This is a genomic window from Xylella taiwanensis, from assembly GCF_013177435.1.
In the GTDB taxonomy this organism is placed as follows: domain Bacteria; phylum Pseudomonadota; class Gammaproteobacteria; order Xanthomonadales; family Xanthomonadaceae; genus Xylella; species Xylella taiwanensis.
This window is the reverse complement of the sequence record NZ_CP053627.1, coordinates 1,413,891-1,431,307: the sequence shown is the minus strand read 5'-3', so window position 1 is coordinate 1,431,307 and position 17,417 is coordinate 1,413,891. Positions and strand designations below refer to the sequence as shown.

The following is a 17,417-nucleotide window of genomic DNA, read 5'->3' as shown; positions in this document are numbered from 1 at the left end:
CTCCTGCGTCGTATGGAATACGGTTATTCGTCGACACTAGCCTGCCGTTGCAGGATAGCGCTGAACTCCTCTGCAAAAGTTTCGTACCTTACAGAAAGACGTTCGACACGGGTAGTGAAACGGTTGTAAGCCCACACTGCCGGAATAGCAACAAACAAACCAATCGCGGTAGCAAACAACGCTTCTGAAATGCCAGGGGCGACCGCAGCAATACCAGCTTGATTGCCACTACTGATCATGTCATGCATGGTGACTATGATGCCGAACACAGTGCCGACCAAGCCAACGTAAGGTGCCGTTGAGCCAATGTTTGCCAGTAGCTCCAAATTCCGTTCGAGCTGATCCACCTCACGCATGAAGTTAGTACGCATAACACGCTGAGCCCCTTCAAGTTGAGTACGCGGATCAAGCCGACGACGCTCCCGTAAGCGAGTAAATTCGCGGAAGCCGCCCTCAAATATGGCTTCTAGACCACTGACCATATGTTTGCGACTGCTCGTGGAGGCATACAGTTTGCTGAGATCAGTCCCAGACCAGAAGCGATTTTCAAACTGATCGGCTTCACGATTGGCTTGCTTGAATACTCGCGCCTTGCGAAAAATAATCACCCAGCTAGTAAATGAGCCAAGCAACAACAACAGCACAATAATTTTGACGGGGATACTGGCTTTTAGCATCAGATCCATATAATTGATCCCGCCATGAGCAGTTCGAACGAGTGCTTGCGTTGCTACGCCGGTGATGTCTTGCGGCAACGCTTCCACCGTATCCTGTAAGGCCAGGAGCCATGTCATCATCCGTTGTTCCTCGATAATTCAGATTCTGAGATTTCTAAAGACTTGAATCGGTCGTATAGCACACTGTTGATCGCGCAAGGACGGAAACGTGCTGCCGACAACGCTGCAAGCTGAACCTCCGCATCCAGTAATACCTTCCCGTCGCACTTAATCGACTGTGCAAACAACAAGCTAGCATGCTTACAGCGGACCAACACCACAGACACTTCCAGTGCATCATCAAGATGTGCGGGGCGGAGAAAATCCAGACGCATGGCACGCACCGCGAACACCAAATCGTACTCCTGGCGCAAACGCTCTTGTCCGTATCCTATCGCTCGCATCCATTCAGTCCGCGCTCGTTCAATGAAAGCCACGTAGCGAGCATGGTAGACGACGCCGCCAGCATCTGTATCTTCCCAATAAACGCGTGTCAGCCAACTGAACTCCGGAGTAACAGTGGTGTTGATAGGAGATTTGTTGGCAAGGTAGTACTTCAAAACAAGTCTCCTGGATCATTAAGAGCCGACACTCGCTCGCGAGGCAGGAGACCGAGATGCTGGTAGGCTCTATCCGTGGCCATACGTCCACGCGCAGTACGCACCAAGAAACCTTGCTGAATTAGGTAGGGTTCAATGACATCTTCAAGGGTACCACGCTCCTCTGACAACGAAGCAGCGAGCGATTCGATCCCCACAGGACCACCGTCGAAATACTCAACGATGGTGTGAAGCAAGCGTCGGTCCAATTCATCAAAGCCCGCTGCATCGACCTTGAGCATCTGCATCGCCGCCTGCGCCACCTCCATTGTAATTCGACCCATCGCCTTAACCTCGGCATAGTCGCGTACCCTCCGCAATAAACGGTTAGCAATGCGAGGCGTACCGCGTGCACGTCGCGCAATTTCAGCCGATCCTTCCGTAGTACAGTCGATACTGAGGATGCCTGCTGAACGCCGCACAATCCTAGCCAGATCCTCGGGACTATAGAACTCCAGACGCTGGACAATACCAAAGCGGTCGCGCAGCGGTGCAGTTAGCAGCCCTGTGCGAGTGGTAGCGCCGATCAGAGTGAATGGCGGCAGGTCGATCTTTATTGACCGCGCAGCCGGACCTTCGCCAATCATAATATCGATCTGGAAGTCCTCCATTGCTGGATATAGCACTTCCTCAACGACTGGGGATAGCCGATGAATCTCATCAATGAACAGCACATCGTAAGGCTGTAGATTGGTAAGCAGTGCGGCCAGATCTCCAGCCTTCTCAATAACCGGCCCAGAAGTCACGCGCAGTTTGACCCCGAGTTCATTGGCGATGACATGGCTCAACGTGGTTTTGCCCAACCCAGGTGGGCCGAAAATGAGTACATGATCCAGTGCCTCAGCACGGGCCTTGGTGGCCTGGATATAGATATCCAGCTGCTCACGCACCGGTTGTTGACCAAGGTAGTCAGCCAAACGCTTGGGACGGATACTGGCGTCGACCGCTTCATCCTCGCGGGTAACTCCGGTGTCGATAATGCGATCCATGAAGAGAGGCAGCAAAGTTAAGAGAATAGGTAATCGGAAACACTAGACAACAAATAGTAACTCTTGAGATACATGTGCCACGTGGCGAACCGTAGCTGAGCGCCACACTCAGATTTCCACTTGTGCACCAAGTTCGACCAAGCGATTCCCTGGGATTCTGAAGAATGCATTGGCTGGGGCTGCATTACGGTGCATCAATACGAATAACTTGTCGCGCCAGATTGGCATGCCTCGATTAGCACTAGGAATGACGGTTTCACGGCTGACGAAAAACGTCGTGTCCATCGGATCAAAGTCAATTCCCGCACTATCCCGTGAACACATCAGCGCCATTGGCACATCCGGTGTTTCCATAAATCCGAAGCGGACATGGACTCGATAAAACCCGTTGCTGATCGGATCGATCTTGAACCGTTCGCTGCTAGTCGCATAGGGTATTTTTAACGTTTTCACGGTCAAAAACACGTTGCGCTCATGCAACACCTTGTTGTGCTTAAGATTGTGCATCAATGCGTGCGGTACTACTGTTGAATCGGCAGTTAGGAATACCGCGGTGCCCGGTACCCTTACCGGCGGGGCCAGCATCAATCCGGGCAGAAAGTTGTCTAAGTTAATACCGTCTTTGCGTATCTCCTCGTATAGCAACTTGCGGCCACGACGCCAAGTACGCATAAAGGTGAATATCACCACGCCAAGTAATAGCGGAAACCAGGCACCGTCCATGAACTTAATGATGTTGGCATAGAAGAACGCACTATCTACTGCGATAAACAGAATTGCCATCATCCAGAGCATCACACGCGGCACGCGAGGATTAGCTCGGGCATAGATGATCATTAAGATTGTAGTAATCAACATTGTGCCGGTCACTGAAACGCCGTAGGCACTCGCCATTGACGTGGAGTCGCCAAAACCGATCACTGTTAAGATCACCATTGTCAGCAGAGTCCAATTCACCACCGGCACGTACACTTGCCCAATCGTGGACTGGGAAGTATGGCGAACATGCATGCGCGGTATATAGCCAAGTTGCATCGCTTGGCTGGAAAGCGAATAGGCTCCTGTGATCAACGCTTGCGAAGCAATGACGGTAGCGGCAGTAGCGAGCGCAATCATTGGATACAAACCCCAGTCTGGCACCGACTGGTAAAAAGGATTACTGATGACCGCAGGGTTGCTCAGCACTAATGCACCCTGCCCCATGTAATTAAGAGTCAGCATCGGTAGCACAAAAAAGATCCAAGCGTGGCGAATTGCTTTAGCGCCAAAATGGCCCATATCCGCATAAAGTGCCTCCCCTCCAGTCACTGCGAGAACAACAGCGCCAAGCACGAACATGGCATGCCAGTTGTGCTCTAAAAAGAAACGCAGGGCCCACCAGGGATTGAGCGCCTGTAGTACCTCTGGTGCCTGCACGATGTTGTATACACCGATCACACCAAGCGCAATGAACCAAATCAAAGTAATCGGCCCAAATGTTTTACCGACCCGTTCAGTACCAAAGCGCTGACATAAGAAGAGTAAGATCAACACTGCCAGAGTAATCGGCACTACGAACGCTTTCATTTGAGGCGCTGCCACCTCCAAACCTTCGACTGCCGACAACACCGAAATGGCCGGAGTAATGACTCCGTCGCCAAAAAACAACGAAGTACCAAAGATACCGAGAATGCCCACTACGTAGATCGAACGGGTACTAAACGGCATCGTGCGCTGAGTCAGTGCAGTCAACGCCATGATGCCGCCCTCGCCATCATTATCGACACGCATAATGACGGTGACATACTTAATTGTGACCACTAACATCAGTGCCCAAAAGATTAACGACAGAATACCTAACATCGTGTCATGGTTTGGGGTCAAGCCATAGTGAGGTGAGAACACCTCCTTTAATGTGTACAGAGGACTAGTACCTATATCACCGAACACGACACCGATCGCTGAAAGTATGATGGCGCGATGGTTCTTAGGGGACACTGCGGCGCAATCACCTGAATAAGAGGGAGCAGACATAAGTAATTAAGTCAAATAATGCGTAGGGGCGTGGAAATGTAGGAAATAAACCAGGATCAGCGTAACGCGGCTTGCAACGCTTTCTTGATCACACTAGCGACATCGCCGCTCTCAGTACTGGCATCGCGTGCCATACGTACAGCCTCAGCCGGCTTATACCCCAATTGCTGCAAGGCCAAGGCAGCTTCAGAAACAACATCGGGAGGGAGTTGGCCTGAACCAGAGGTGCTACTGCTGAAGTCCGTGGCACGATCACGCAACTCCACTAGCATGCGTTCGGCGGTTTTCTTGCCAATCCCAGGGATCACTGTTAGCGCGGCTATGTCGCCAGCCTGAATCAATCGTGCAAATGCATCCACGCTGACACTGGATAGGACCGCCAAAGCGATCTTGGCACCGATGCCACTGACCCGCTGCAGGTTGCGGAACAATCGCCGCTCACTTTCATGCAGAAAGCCATACAACGCGGCAGTCTCTTCCTTTTGCGTATAGTGAGTAAACAAAATGACTTCGTAACCGACATCCGGAAGGTCGCAAAAGGTACTCATCGGTGCCTCTAGTTCGTAGCCAACTCCACACACATCAACCACAAGCCAAGGTGGCGTTTTGCTAGCCAAGACTCCTCGCAGGCGACCAATCATACGTAATGCTCTTTACGGAAAGCCGTATGCTGATCGCAGGTTACCGCTCTACTGAAGTTCAAGATCACACACTGACGTTGGCGTTCAATCATTTCCGGCTCCACGCCTGCTTCGTGTTGACACCCAAGCGCTGTGCACTGGCGCGCACATGAGCATGCGTGATGGCCACTGCTAACGCATCTGCGGCATCAGACTGTAACCTACCTTGCAGATTCAGCATGACACCAACCATATGCTGGATCTGCTGCTTGTCGGCACCACCGCGCCCAACTACGGCTAATTTAATTTCCCTAACCGCGTACTCATGAACAGGTAAATTGTGCAGCACTACTGCACTGATTGCAGCACCACGCGCCTGACCAAGCTTAAGTGCCGAGTCGGCATTCTTAGACATAAACACCTGCTCAATTGCCACTTCCTTTGGACTGTACTCCTCGATCACCGCGTTCAGACCCAACAGCAACTGCTTAAGCCGTTCGGCGAAACTGCTCTGACCTAGCAGTACCAGTGGTGCATGGTAGATATGGTGGCTGCTTCCGTCGTTATCGACGTCGATGACACCAATTCCAGTGCGTTGTGATCCAGGATCAATACCGAGGATACGCGTCATCAGATAAGAGATATTGGAAGAGATAAGATGCAGTGGTGAATGGTGGAAGCGCAATTCATAAGATGGAGCGTATCCTGGTTAATTAACGTTGGTACGTGTTCATCTCAGACCTTGTCTAACGCAACCTGATCAACGTTGGAATACACGTCCTGAACATCATCCAAGTCTTCCAACATGTCCAGGAGCTTACGTACCTGTAACGCAGTATCACCATCCACCACAATGTCGCTATCGGCGCGGAAAGTAATCTCAGCATGGTCCGGTATCAAACTCGCCGCAGCCATCCCTTCCTTGACATGAGAGAAAGCTTCTGGGGTTGTCATTACTTCAATTCCACCGTCTTCTGTGTAAACCATGACATCTTCAGCACCAGCATCAATGGCTGCCTCGGTGATACGCTCTTCATCGGCAGTAGCGCAAGCGTAGCTGAGCACGCCCAAGCGCTTGAACATAAACGCGACCGAGCCTTCAGTCCCCATATTGCCGCCGCATTTGGAGAAAGCATGGCGCACATCGGCCACAGTACGCACACGGTTGTCAGTCAGACAGTCAACAATGACTGCAACTCCACCGGGAGCATAACCCTCGTAACGCACTTCCTCGTATTGGACATCTTCCAACTCACCGATAGCCTTCTTTATTGCACGCTCTATCACGTCCTTAGACATATTTGACGCCAATCCCTTGTCTATCGCCACACGCAGACTTGGATTATTCGATGGATCGCCGCCGCCGGCACGAGCAGCGACACCAATTTGGCGGATGATCTTAGTGAAAATTTTGCCGCGCTTGGCATCAGAAGCATTTTTACGGGCTTCAATCGAGGGGCCTCTACCCATGGCCTTCAGGAGTGCATTGATAATGGGAGTGCGATTATAGCTGCCCGAGTATCCAGAAGGCACAAGAACTGCCAACGGCCTCTCACAGTGCTGTTTTTACAATTTCCCACAAGACTACCTTCAGTAGTGCAATGTTCAAATGCATCAGATTTCTTTAAAAGCATGGCATAACTATTTCTTTATTCTGTAAATGCTTTGAGTGAAAGTCTAAAAGACTGGATCGCTGTTTTTGTATGGACTGTGTTGCATAAATGAATCGAAGGCCAGCTTCACCAATCCAGGACGAAGGGCCTGAAAACCTCAAAGTGGTGAACTATCACTCAGAGGCTGCTATGCAAACGGTTCCCTACCCCGCTCTAGGAGACATCCTGCTCAAGGAGTTCCTTGGGTACATTGGTATTACCCAATACTGCCTCACCAAGTCAATCGGCGTTGCCGCCGCAGTGTATTGGTCAGATTGTCAGCAACAATCACACTGGCACCACCGATATGGCATTACGTCTGTCGAAGTTCTTCGGGAGAAAAGATCGTTTCTGGCTCGGGTTGCACATGGACTACTACACCAACTTCCTTCATAACGCATGGTGTAGCACCAAGGCCACCTATCGGCATGGACGCATCCTATCCATCATCCATTCGTGCATGCCACTCCATGCACTGCGGTAGATGCATAAATCAGTATCTCGTCGTTGTGCCGATGCTTGGGTGTGCTTCTGTCCAGGCTCCAAACCACATACGCTGCTCGTGCTCGGCGATTCATTCGGTCGTCTAGTTACCGTCGGTCAGATAGCGGCGTACGTTGGCGCGACGGAATCGCTGCAGGTGCATGGTGAAATGGAAGTGCGGTCCGATAACTCATTCGAAGAAGGCCCGTGTGTCGGCGCCGTAAGTGTGGGCTGGCTTTCGCTGTGTTGGAACCAGATTGCTGGCGTATCCGCTCGATCGCCTCCTGTTTGTGGCGCTGTGTCGACAGACTACGCTCATGACAGTAGACCACCAGTTTCTGCATGTGGCAGTGATTTAAATCGGTGAAGCAGAACAGCACCCAGGAAAATTGTGTAGGATCCGTTGACGTCAGTCTCAAGTCCAAGCTTATGCTTGTGAAGATCGCAGCAGCCTAATGAACACTAGTTTTCCTAAGCACTCTGCCGAGGTAACGTCAGTCCGATGCATCTGCAAGTATTCCAAGTATTCACGAATCGATCGACGAAACCTGGAAGCTGAATCGAACCTTTGAGCCACTCCAGTCAGTGCAGGTCGTGCAGATCAATCTTCAATTTCCAAGGCGTGTCGCTGGACAGCATCAGTCTAAAGATGTACGCGGTACACCCCCAAAAACTATCGGTAAATTTCGTGGTGAGTGGACGCACGCGCTTACTTGCTCTCTAACACCTGGAAAAGCACAGGATGTGCTGTAAGGCCAGGAGTTGCTATTGCTCAACTCTGCCCGCCAAATCGCTCGTTGCACGTGCTCATGGATCGAGCGACTAAACTCGCCCGCTGACGCTTGACTTGAATTTCATTCCCATCGTGCCATCGCTGTGCACGCGTATCGAGAGTGACCCTAGCTGCAATGAGATCGAACGCCTGTGCCGCAGGATCAATGGTTATCGCCGCATCTGTTCCAGATCCGAGCATTCGCTTGGTTCCAATTCGGATGGCTTGCGATCATGTTAACAGCCCCTTTTATGGTGGCTTAGAGAAGTCATATTAACCAAGCTATTCTAAGTAAGCTCTAATCGCAGCCCTATTTGATGGATGCTTATTCATAGCATCAGTTTAATAAAGGGTAGTGGCAAATATTCAGGTAGTTGCGGATACAACACCAGAAAACAGCCTCATCACAGGGGGGGCTTTGATAGCCACCCTGCACTATCAATCTAAGTTACTTCAAAAGCATCACGAATCTGATGAACAGAGGGGATAGAATTCACATTCCATCGAACTAACAGCAATCCGGCATTTTCAACAGCCTTACTTTTATCAAGATCAGCCTTCCTACGGGATTCTCTCACATGTGTCGCATCATCCAATTCAATAACAGCTAAAACGGAAGAATCCTTGGCACACACAACAAAATCTGCACTCTTTTGATTAATACGATTAAACCAATGCCGTTGATGTCCTCTGCGAACACCGAGAAATCTGGATAATTGAACCTGACATAAAACGATACGATCTGGCAACGCTTCGACTAAACGCCAATATAAAACCTGCTCAGGATCAGTCATTACGCGCTTAGGATAAAAAGGCCATGTGGAAGATAAAGAGTCTTTTTTTGAAGAGCCTGAAGATTTTTTCTTAAAAAGAAGAAACAAGAATATTAATAATATGAAGAATAATAAAAACAAGATTATCACTTGCGCGTCCTATGAATAAATGACACAGAAAATCTATCATATAAATATTACATAAACCAGCAGATATGATCTTTACCACGCAAACATTTCCTGCACAGATCCATATACTACTTACCCCGGTCTCAACAACGGGAAGAAATAGATATCTAATTTAGATTTAGTGCGTCAGGGAGGGATCTACACTGATACTCCCCGTAGATGAAACAGATGCAAATAATTTAAATGCAAAATGTGATGCATAAATTAATAAACTGGTTATTAAAAACACTGTATACGTGGAATTCGTATTTAAGGTATCAAGCGTCAGGTTCAATGTATCCTTCGGGCTTGGCTGCACTGCGTTCAAATAAGAATTTATGGAGCTCCTCTTCGAGGAATGCCCGGTGCTTGGGATTACGTGGCGATAGCCTGTTTTCGTTGATTAGCATGGTCTGATGTGCCAACCAAGCAGCCCAGCCAACCTTGCCAATGCAGGCGAAAATCTTTTGGCCGAGCTCACCAGGATAAGGTACGAAGTCCAAGCCTTCGGTATCGCGTTGTTCGTATTCGCAGAAGACGATGCGGGACATGTGAGAGTGTGTGGCAGTAACTGTTAATGAAGAATCATAGGTCATTGAGCAATTTGCGGATTGGGGCGGGTAACCCAAACTTGGCCAGATTATTCGGTGTTACCCAGCACAAACCATCTGTGTTTTCCAACACTGGATGCAAGGCAACTTTACGCATGTAGCGTGGCTTCAGATAAAGACGGTAGTGGCTGAAAGTATGCACAATTGGGTTCAGAGCTTTGGCCAAGTCATAGTCTGCATCGGTATGGTCTGTACACCAAGTACGTAACTCTGCCTCGGTGTCGGCTTGTGGCAGAGTCCAAAGTGCAGCCCAAATTCCATTCGAGGGCCGCCGTTGTAATAGGATTGCGTCATCATCGTTCTGCAATAGCAGCACAACGGCTTCACGCTCGGGTAAGACTTTACTGGGTTTGGGCGTGGGTAAAGTTTCAGTCAAGCCCTCACGCCAGGCCACGCAATCGTCTTGCAATGGGCATAGTAAACATGCTGGCCGCAATCGGGTGCATACGGTAGCACCAAAATCCATCTGTGCTTGGGTATAGTCGGCCAGACGTCCGGCTGGTGCCTGAAGTACGTACCCTTCGGCCAGTGTCCAAAGCTGTTTTTCGATCATCAATTGACCTGGCCAGCCGACGATGCCGTGCAGGCGTGCCAGTACACGCTTGATGTTGCCGTCCAGGATCGGAGCACGGTCGTTCCATGCTTGAGACAGGATCGCAGCGGCAGTACTGCGACCAATACCGGGTAGTGTTTGCAGAGCGTCTTGGTCACGTGGTAAGTCACCGCCGTGCAGCTCAACGCAGCGCTTGGCTGTAGTATGTAGATGACGCGCGCGGGCGTAGTAACCTAGACCAGCCCAGTGTGCCATGACTGTGTCAGTATCCGCTGCTGCCAAATCGGGCAGAGTTGGGAAGCGTTCCACGAAACGTAGAAAGTACGGAATTACTACGGTGACCTGGGTTTGCTGCAGCATGATTTCCGACAGCCATACCCGGTAAGGGGTGCGGGGGTGTTGCCAAGGCAGATTATGGCGTCCATATTGATCGAACCATGTCAGCAAACGTTGGGCGTAGAGAGCAAGCATGTCGGCTGGCCGGGGAGTAGGCAAGCGAGTATGCACCCGATGGCATTACCTTAAAACGGTATGAGCTGGCGTAGGTAAGAATTGGGGAGCCTTAAGCACTCCCTAACGTTTTTGGCAGTAGCGCATCTACGAATGTCTCAGGGTCGAAAACGTGCATATCTTCTAGCTGCTCACCTATGCTGATGAAGTAAATTGGAATGCCAAATTCGCGTGCCAACGTGAATACCACGCCCCCCTTTGCAGTGCCATCTAGCTTGGTGACTACAAGACCAGTGACGTTCACGGCGGCGTGAAATTGACGCAATTGCGAAAGCGCATTTTGCCCAGTGGTACCATCAATCACCATCAGTACCTCGTGTGGTGCGGTGTTATCGAGCTTGCCGAGTACGCGGCAGATCTTGCTCAATTCGTTCATCAAACCAGTCTGGGTGTGCAGGCGGCCTGCGGTATCGGCGATGAGCACCTCGGTACCACGTGCCTTGGCTGCTTGTAGCGCATCATAGATTACCGAAGCAGCATCGGCATTCGGGCCTTTTTGTGCGATCACGGTAATGCCATTACGCTGACCCCATGTCTGTAACTGCGTGACCGCAGCAGCACGGAAGGTATCACCTGCAGCCAAAATAAGGCTGTAACTATCGTCCTTGAACCACTTCGCAAGCTTGCCGATTGTTGTAGTCTTACCAACACCATTAACACCCACAATGAGAAGCACGAACGGAAGTGCACTGCGTTTGATGATCAGTGGTTTAGAGACGGGACGCAGTATCGAAATCAATTCGGTACGTAATGCGGCTGACAGCGTTTGAATATCAGCGAACTCACGTGCTTTCATACGCTTACGCAAACCTTCGACCAGAGCGTTGGTCGTAGACACGCCTACATCGGCCGTAATCAGTGCAGTTTCAATCTCATCAAGAAGATTGTCATCTAAACGGGGGTTGCTGGAGAATAAAGCATTGATGTTGCGCGCAAAGAGACTGCCACGTAGGCGTTCACGCCAACTGGGCTTATCCACCAAAATTGGTGGGATGCTCAACACTGATCCGTCGTCCCTGGTGGATGCTGTTATGTCTGTAAGTGAAGTGGATAGGGTGCAGGAAGTGTTGCTCGTGAGGGGGTTCTGCTGAGGTGAAGATAGCAGTGAGGTAATCTTAATTAGCTCTTGGTCTGGTGCAACATCCCGTGTGGGAGCCTTTGGGAAGGCGGCTGCCAGTTCTTCAGTGTCGTAATGTTGGGTCCGCTCGTTGTCGCTGATGGCGTTCGGGGGCGGGGGCTTCTTGCGGCGTAAAAAGCTTAACATTGAGCAGATGCGCACTTGAACAGACTGACATGGTACCACTCCGTAGACTTGTACTTCGTGCGGCCATAAAAAGTCTTGTGGATTCTTGATTGTATGTCAGAAAAATTTAATTTGGCCCTAAACGATAACGTGATAGAAATTGTGCGATGTTATCTTTAACTCAACAAGAGTCAAAAGGTGTATGAGTACTCCAGATTGTATCGTGACTATTGCAAATTTTATCCTTAGCGATAGCGATTATAGAAAACATATCTTCGATTCCTATCGATCATGAAATGATTGATGGGTAATACACCTCAGAAAGAGAATTGATCCATGATGGTTTGTACGTGTTAATAGCTCACGATTGTGTTCTATAAAATGGCTTGGGCCATGAAATTTTCAAAGCTCATAAAACTGAAGAGTAATATTTTTTGATTGGTTACTATTTTTCATGGTAACCAGGACCGTCACATTATTATCGTACTGAAATTTATCCATGAATATCAGTTGCCAAGTGGCTTTGAAAAGGAGCACATGCTTTGTGCTTGCACCAACTATGCTGCAGTCTGCATCCATAAACAGACACTAAGAAGCAGGCGTTAAGCTGTTTGTTGATACCAAAAGATCTGATTGGAATCGAAAATGGTTCAGGATGGGCGCCAGCGCCAAGCTAAAATCTTGTAAAAATTTTTGACACTGACAGACGTTAGTCTCAACAGGTCCCAGTACAATGAACCTATCTTTGTCGTAGCATGATGTTTTAGCGGAAGCAACTGCAACGCTAAGCAACCTGCACCGGGTACCGCAAGCCGTACCGAGTAATCCATCAAATTAACATCATTGCTACCTAGGAATTAATACGATGCGCTTTACCATTAATTTGATCGTAAGTATGCTGTTCGGGCTGCTCCTGACAGGATGTGGGCCGGTACGCCGTATTTCCGAGCCAACTGCCAACATCCAACAGTTGAGCGTAGAGAAAAAAGACGTCTGGTCGATAGATCTGCGCCTGCAGAATTACAGCAGTGTGCCAATGCACTTTCAACGTGCCATGTTGTCACTGGAAACCGACGGCCAGGTAGCCGGTACTTTAGACGTGATGATCAGCTTATCGATTGGTCCGGAGAGCGCTGATGTCACCAACCTTCAGCTGCAACCAAGCTCGCTTGGGAAGATCGCCGTCGCCGCTGCCCTGGCTAGCAACCATTCGCTACCCTACAGGCTGAAGGGCAAGATCTGGGCGACGCGGGAAGGCAATAGCACCCCACGCGAATTTGAGATTGACACGCACAATATGCTCAACATGACTCCGGGTTTGCCTGGCGTCCTTCGCTAAAGTTTTAGAGCGTTTGATAGCGGGGAAATTTCAAGTTAACCAAAGTATTTTGCAATTGTTCATCATTGCAGTGCTGAGCCAAGCGAGACCGTTCGACGTTAGTCAACGTAACTGAGCTCCCCGTATCCTCACTCACCATGACATGAAGGAAATTTAAAAACTCCAATAAACAAAATCTCAGCAGAGATACACAAACGGTCGCTAATCGAGTATAACCTAGTTCTCCGATGGAGACAGACGCTCGGATATGCGGTCTGATTGACACCGAATTTGATATGGTTCCTGTCCCAAGCATCTTTTCTTTCTTACCATCTCCCAGTAGTGTTTCAATACGTTTTCTGTCGTTAGACGCTTGTGGCCGTGTACTCGACTGGATCAGTTGGCAAGAGGCTGCTTGTTTGTACGTACGCGATGCCGTGTCTTGGACTCTTGGGGATCCATGCCTGTCAATCCACGGTGGTATTTCGCGCTTGACCGGCGAGCGCAGCGTGATTGCGTTGCATCCGATCATTGCTTCACGCGGTCACGCACGTGCGTGCGTGCCGGTTTCAACCCCGGCACTGACCAACCAAGCGCTGTTTGCCCGTGATGACCACCTGTGCCTGTATTGCGGTCAACAGTTCAGCAGACTGCAGCTGACTCGGGACCATGTTGTGCCGATTTCCAAAGGCGGCTTAGATATATGGGAAAATGTAGTCACCGCCTGCTTTCACTGCAATTCGCGCAAGGCTAACCGCACCCCACAGCAAGCGTCTATGCCGTTGCTGGCGGTGCCATACCGACCAAGCTGGATTGAACACCTTATATTATCAAATCGTAATATTTTGACTGACCAAATGGCCTTTCTGAAGGCACAGCTACCCAAGCGTTCCAAGCTATCCCGCAACTAATGCATGCTGAAGGTTTCAACAAACAAGCTAATGCCACAAGACACTCTTTACGCTGTATCCCATCCGCTCTCATTATCGGAATACTTCGGTGTGACAGATATAGGTATTCAAATACAAAAACGGGAAGATCATAAGAACAATCGCTATTGACATAATGCAGTCCTCAATGACACAACTGATCAAATGCTGCAGCACGAATGGTGGACCAAACCAGAAATCCATTTGACATATAAAAACATCAGCAATATCTACTGCCATACGAGTGCCACGTTCAGTATCGATGATGCACCTAGCCTGCTCCTATACTCCGTTCAACATGGTCAATACCCAATGATTCAGAAATTACACGCCTCGGCCTCAGCTTCTAATAGAAAAATGCAGCTTGCCATCAGACAAAGCACTAGCTGATCGAATGGGAGTAACAAGACAAGTGCTATGGCAAGCACGAAACGAACGCGGGCAGCTATCAGATGAACGAATCGCACAACTGTGCGCAATGGCAAAACTAGACGGCCCAGCCTGGATAGCCAAAATCCATGCAGAACGAGCAGAGTCACCAACAGAACGTGCAATGTGGAAAGTAATGCTAGAACGGCTCAGCACAGCCGCCGCACTAGGAATAATAGGGCTAGGCGTTACCTCCCCTAACGTATCAGAGGCGTCGAATCATGTGAAAAATAGATTATTCACAAAGTGGACAGATTATGCATTATGCGAAATGGGAGAAGAAGATCGACACAGTACACACCAGAACTGTTAACTGCATTGAAAACGAAACTGAATAACGTTAAAGCCATGCTAACGCCAGCATCGCTAGCATGGCTGTAGTCATCGAAGATCCCATCGCCGATCAAGTGCTCAATGAAAACTGGACGGGATTCGCATTCAGAAACGGATATCTGGTGACACCGGAAAGACGATACATCGAACCGTATCAACTGCGATGGCTATCACTCACATGCACACTGGCACGAGAATGGCAAAAAATGATGGAGCACGCACGAGCGGTTCCATTACAAGGCGGCCCTGCCGCGAGCGATCATCAACGCCTCATTGACGACGCCCAAAAAACGGGTTTGCGTAACAGAACATATCCAGACACGGACATAGGATCGGTCATCCTACTCAGCCAAGTACTGATGCAACGCCAACACAAGCGTTAACGTAGGGGGCTAGCCCCCTACACCCCCTAATCAGTAAAAGGCTAGACTAGACAAGAACAAAAACGAGGAAACGACAATGACGCAAAATGAAGAAAACAAAGACATGGCAAATGAACGTGAATTGCAAATCGGAAGAATCATCACCGAAACTGCTAAGCTGAACGCAGAAACAGCCAAGTTACAAGCTGAAATCCACGAAGTGAACGCCCATACCCGCAAACTAATGACAGAATCAAAATGGTACCCAGTAGTCGTAGGCAGCAGTCTAGTCGCTGCAGGAGCCGCTGCTGCTACAGTTGCGATCAAATTCTTCTGAAATATAAATCATCACTCAATGATTCATGAATGATGAATAACCGGTTTAATGAGAAGAAGATGCACCTGAAGCCGTCGGCGTCGAAGCAGCAGCAGCCACCGCCCCAGACGAAGCAGCCACCACATATTGATGGTACACATTAAAAGGCAATGGAGCGGCCAGTAAACGACGACACTCCGCCGCACTCATATCAATCTGATAACCATCGGTATTGAAACAACGACACGAACGCTCCGAAGAGACACAACCAGCCAAAGAAGGCGCAGGCTCCGTCCCCACAGACGCATAGGCACGCATCCCAGAGATCAACGCACGCTGCACCGGCCCAGGGGCGGGGAGCAAGCTCCCCTGCCCAGGGGCCGCAGTAACCAGAGTAGGACCTTCAGTAGGATGACCATAATGACGCCAAAAGACAAACCCAATCACCGCAACAGTCACCATCACTGATAGAGCACTCCATACCTTCTTGGGAATCCTGAACTTGTGACTGACCGTATGCAGCGTACTAGACCGATATAACGCATAACGCTCCTTAGGAAACTTCCAAATCTCCTCCTCGGCCTTATCACGTTCCTTCACGTCGTAAGGGTCATCTTGGGCACGCGGCCAGCGCAATAAACCAGCCGTCTGTAATCCCATCGCACGACTCAAATGCACATGCTCACCCACAAGCCGACGGATCTCATGATGAAGCTTCGTAGGAGACTGCGTAATAAACATGATGTCATACCCACCATGCCGATGTGTATCAAGATCACGCACCCGTGGATCATCAGAACGACCAGGACGGCCAACCCCATCAAAAAGCCGGTGAGCCTCGTCATACACAATCACGCTGCCATGAGGCGTTGTACGCCAATCCTGCGGAGCAGACTCAACCACATAGCCAGTAAGACGGCGCACCGCCTCCACATCAAACCCCTCAATATCCGTGTAATACGTACGAGGCACAGCCCCTTTAGCCACAAGGGCTTTATCAATTTCAATTTGCCTGATTAACCAATCCACCGCATACAAGGTCTTTCCATTACCAGGAATACCCGTCACAAGATACAACATGAATGAGTCGCCTTAATTACAAAAAATGATGGGACAAACTCGGACGGAACCATAATAGAAAGAATTTACCGGTATCAATGTTGCATTCCAGAATATGACCCAGGCTCATACAAATGAACTGGGTTCCGGAAGACGGAAGAATTCACGCGTGACCGCTGTACTGCGATTGGCGCACGCAATCGTGTCTTCCCCACGGTTGCGTGCCAGTTCCGTAATGATATGAGTCAGAAACGCCGGCTCATTACGACGGTTCTTAGGCAACGGTCGCAATGTGCGTGGTAGCAAGTAAGGTGCATCCGTCTCAATCATCAAGCGTTTTTCTGGAATATGCCGCACCAGTTCGCGCAGATGCATACCACGGCGCTCATCGCACAGCCAGCCAGTGATACCGATGTGCCAATCATGATCCAGGTAGTCGAACAGCTCCTCACGTGCACCAGTGAAGCAATGCACAACTACTGGACCGAGGCGACCATCAAAGCCGCGCATCATCGCCATAAAGTCGTTATGTGCTTCACGTTGATGTAGAAACAATGGTTTCCCGTTCTCACTGGCCAACTGCAATTGCCGTTCGAACGCCCGGTGTTGAGTCCTGCGTGGAGAAAAATCTCGAAAGTAGTCCAGGCCGCATTCACCGACCGCCACTACTTCCTTATATGTATGCAGTATCCGCATCTCAGCATCGCATTCGTCGGTGTATTCAGCCGCATAGTGCGGATGCACCCCCGCAGTGGCATATAGCACGCGAGGATGACGCTGAGCTAGTAGCACCGCACGCGGTGAATGTGTGCGGCTGGTTCCAGTAACTACCATCTGCACTACACCTGCGTCATAGGCGCGCTGTAAGACTGCATCGCGGTCGTGATCAAACGACTCATGGGTGAGATTGGCGCCAATGTCGATCAATTGCATCTGATAAATAAAAATTCGAACACAGAGCAGCGGAAT

The 17,417-nt window shown here is 49.7% G+C and carries 18 protein-coding genes; 5 read left to right on the top strand and 13 right to left on the bottom strand.

Annotated elements, in window-relative coordinates:
• Window positions 1-23: 23 nt before the first annotated feature.
• The 11 genes from tolQ to ftsY form a co-directional block, all read right to left on the bottom strand.
• Window positions 24-797 carry a protein TolQ gene (gene tolQ, locus PLS229_RS06175; protein ID WP_038272490.1) on the bottom strand — a complete coding sequence of 258 codons (774 nt, stop codon included), beginning with the start codon at window positions 795-797 and terminating at the stop codon, window positions 24-26.
• Complete coding sequence (gene ybgC, locus PLS229_RS06170) at window positions 794-1,246, bottom strand: tol-pal system-associated acyl-CoA thioesterase (protein WP_038272516.1); 453 nt, start codon at window positions 1,244-1,246, stop codon at window positions 794-796. Before ybgC ends, tolQ begins: the two co-directional genes overlap by 4 nt.
• A 26-nt stretch (window positions 1,247-1,272) precedes the next feature.
• Complete coding sequence (gene ruvB / locus PLS229_RS06165) at window positions 1,273-2,304, bottom strand: Holliday junction branch migration DNA helicase RuvB (protein ID WP_038272492.1); 1,032 nt, start codon at window positions 2,302-2,304, stop codon at window positions 1,273-1,275.
• Window positions 2,305-2,412: 108 nt separating this feature from the next.
• Window positions 2,413-4,317 carry a potassium transporter Kup gene (locus PLS229_RS06160; protein WP_038272494.1) on the bottom strand — a complete coding sequence of 635 codons (1,905 nt, stop codon included), beginning with the start codon at window positions 4,315-4,317 and terminating at the stop codon, window positions 2,413-2,415.
• 56 nt (window positions 4,318-4,373) lie between these two features.
• Window positions 4,374-4,958: a Holliday junction branch migration protein RuvA gene (gene ruvA / locus PLS229_RS06155; protein ID WP_038272496.1), complete on the bottom strand. Its 585-nt coding sequence runs from the start codon at window positions 4,956-4,958 to the stop codon at window positions 4,374-4,376.
• An 88-nt stretch (window positions 4,959-5,046) separates the two neighbouring features.
• The gene (ruvC, locus tag PLS229_RS06150) at window positions 5,047-5,568 is read right to left on the bottom strand and encodes a crossover junction endodeoxyribonuclease RuvC (RefSeq protein ID WP_038272498.1); all 522 of its coding nucleotides are present in this window, start codon (window positions 5,566-5,568) and stop codon (window positions 5,047-5,049) included.
• 104 nt (window positions 5,569-5,672) lie between these two features.
• A complete protein-coding gene (locus PLS229_RS06145; RefSeq protein ID WP_038272500.1) occupies window positions 5,673-6,407 on the bottom strand; it encodes a YebC/PmpR family DNA-binding transcriptional regulator in 735 nt (244 codons plus the stop codon).
• 1,880 nt (window positions 6,408-8,287) lie between these two features.
• A complete protein-coding gene (locus tag PLS229_RS06140) occupies window positions 8,288-8,767 on the bottom strand; it encodes a DUF2726 domain-containing protein (RefSeq protein WP_081755474.1) in 480 nt (159 codons plus the stop codon).
• 296 nt (window positions 8,768-9,063) lie between these two features.
• Window positions 9,064-9,336 (bottom strand): oxidative damage protection protein, encoded by a 273-nt coding sequence (locus PLS229_RS06135; RefSeq protein WP_038272505.1) that lies wholly within the window; start codon window positions 9,334-9,336, stop codon window positions 9,064-9,066.
• Window positions 9,337-9,370: 34 nt separating this feature from the next.
• The gene (gene mutY / locus PLS229_RS06130; protein ID WP_425511058.1) at window positions 9,371-10,444 is read right to left on the bottom strand and encodes an A/G-specific adenine glycosylase; all 1,074 of its coding nucleotides are present in this window, start codon (window positions 10,442-10,444) and stop codon (window positions 9,371-9,373) included.
• Window positions 10,445-10,511: 67 nt separating this feature from the next.
• On the bottom strand, window positions 10,512-11,723 hold the full coding sequence (gene ftsY, locus PLS229_RS06125; RefSeq protein ID WP_038272508.1) for a signal recognition particle-docking protein FtsY: 1,212 nt from the start codon (window positions 11,721-11,723) through the stop codon (window positions 10,512-10,514).
• Between the two features lie 844 nt (window positions 11,724-12,567).
• Between ftsY and PLS229_RS06120 the strand changes: the two genes are divergently transcribed.
• From PLS229_RS06120 to PLS229_RS06100, 5 genes are all read left to right on the top strand, one after another.
• A complete protein-coding gene (locus PLS229_RS06120; protein WP_038272510.1) occupies window positions 12,568-13,041 on the top strand; it encodes an LEA/WHy family protein in 474 nt (157 codons plus the stop codon).
• A 275-nt stretch (window positions 13,042-13,316) separates the two neighbouring features.
• The gene (locus tag PLS229_RS06115) at window positions 13,317-13,931 is read left to right on the top strand and encodes an HNH endonuclease (protein ID WP_081755477.1); all 615 of its coding nucleotides are present in this window, start codon (window positions 13,317-13,319) and stop codon (window positions 13,929-13,931) included.
• Between the two features lie 412 nt (window positions 13,932-14,343).
• Entirely contained in the window at window positions 14,344-14,691 is a 348-nt protein-coding gene (locus tag PLS229_RS12555) for a DUF3693 domain-containing protein (protein ID WP_114867126.1), read from the top strand.
• Window positions 14,692-14,749: 58 nt separating this feature from the next.
• A complete protein-coding gene (locus PLS229_RS06105) occupies window positions 14,750-15,094 on the top strand; it encodes a DUF3653 domain-containing protein (RefSeq protein WP_038271360.1) in 345 nt (114 codons plus the stop codon).
• Between the two features lie 76 nt (window positions 15,095-15,170).
• Window positions 15,171-15,410, top strand: a complete 240-nt coding sequence (locus PLS229_RS06100; protein ID WP_038271358.1) for a hypothetical protein — start codon at window positions 15,171-15,173, stop codon at window positions 15,408-15,410.
• A gap of 45 nt (window positions 15,411-15,455) precedes the next feature.
• Here the strand turns inward: PLS229_RS06100 and PLS229_RS06095 are convergent, their stop codons facing one another.
• Both PLS229_RS06095 and PLS229_RS06090 read right to left on the bottom strand, forming a co-directional pair.
• Window positions 15,456-16,469: a zonular occludens toxin domain-containing protein gene (locus PLS229_RS06095; RefSeq protein WP_038271357.1), complete on the bottom strand. Its 1,014-nt coding sequence runs from the start codon at window positions 16,467-16,469 to the stop codon at window positions 15,456-15,458.
• A 105-nt stretch (window positions 16,470-16,574) separates the two neighbouring features.
• Entirely contained in the window at window positions 16,575-17,381 is an 807-nt protein-coding gene (locus tag PLS229_RS06090; RefSeq protein ID WP_038271356.1) for a TatD family hydrolase, read from the bottom strand.
• Window positions 17,382-17,417: the final 36 nt, after the last annotated feature.

Coding starts and splice junctions, on each gene's coding strand:
- tolQ (WP_038272490.1), bottom strand. CDS start 797: ATGATGACATGGCTCCTGGCCTTACAGGATACGGTGGAAGCGTTGCCG.
- ruvB (WP_038272492.1), bottom strand. CDS start 2,304: ATGGATCGCATTATCGACACCGGAGTTACCCGCGAGGATGAAGCGGTC.
- PLS229_RS06160 (WP_038272494.1), bottom strand. CDS start 4,317: ATGTCTGCTCCCTCTTATTCAGGTGATTGCGCCGCAGTGTCCCCTAAG.
- ruvA (WP_038272496.1), bottom strand. CDS start 4,958: ATGATTGGTCGCCTGCGAGGAGTCTTGGCTAGCAAAACGCCACCTTGG.
- ruvC (WP_038272498.1), bottom strand. CDS start 5,568: ATGACGCGTATCCTCGGTATTGATCCTGGATCACAACGCACTGGAATT.
- PLS229_RS06145 (WP_038272500.1), bottom strand. CDS start 6,407: ATGGGTAGAGGCCCCTCGATTGAAGCCCGTAAAAATGCTTCTGATGCC.
- PLS229_RS06135 (WP_038272505.1), bottom strand. CDS start 9,336: ATGTCCCGCATCGTCTTCTGCGAATACGAACAACGCGATACCGAAGGC.
- ftsY (WP_038272508.1), bottom strand. CDS start 11,723: ATGTTAAGCTTTTTACGCCGCAAGAAGCCCCCGCCCCCGAACGCCATC.
- PLS229_RS06120 (WP_038272510.1), top strand. CDS start 12,568: ATGCGCTTTACCATTAATTTGATCGTAAGTATGCTGTTCGGGCTGCTC.
- PLS229_RS06115 (WP_081755477.1), top strand. CDS start 13,317: ATGGTTCCTGTCCCAAGCATCTTTTCTTTCTTACCATCTCCCAGTAGT.
- PLS229_RS12555 (WP_114867126.1), top strand. CDS start 14,344: ATGGGAGTAACAAGACAAGTGCTATGGCAAGCACGAAACGAACGCGGG.
- PLS229_RS06105 (WP_038271360.1), top strand. CDS start 14,750: ATGGCTGTAGTCATCGAAGATCCCATCGCCGATCAAGTGCTCAATGAA.
- PLS229_RS06100 (WP_038271358.1), top strand. CDS start 15,171: ATGACGCAAAATGAAGAAAACAAAGACATGGCAAATGAACGTGAATTG.
- PLS229_RS06095 (WP_038271357.1), bottom strand. CDS start 16,469: ATGTTGTATCTTGTGACGGGTATTCCTGGTAATGGAAAGACCTTGTAT.
- PLS229_RS06090 (WP_038271356.1), bottom strand. CDS start 17,381: ATGCAATTGATCGACATTGGCGCCAATCTCACCCATGAGTCGTTTGAT.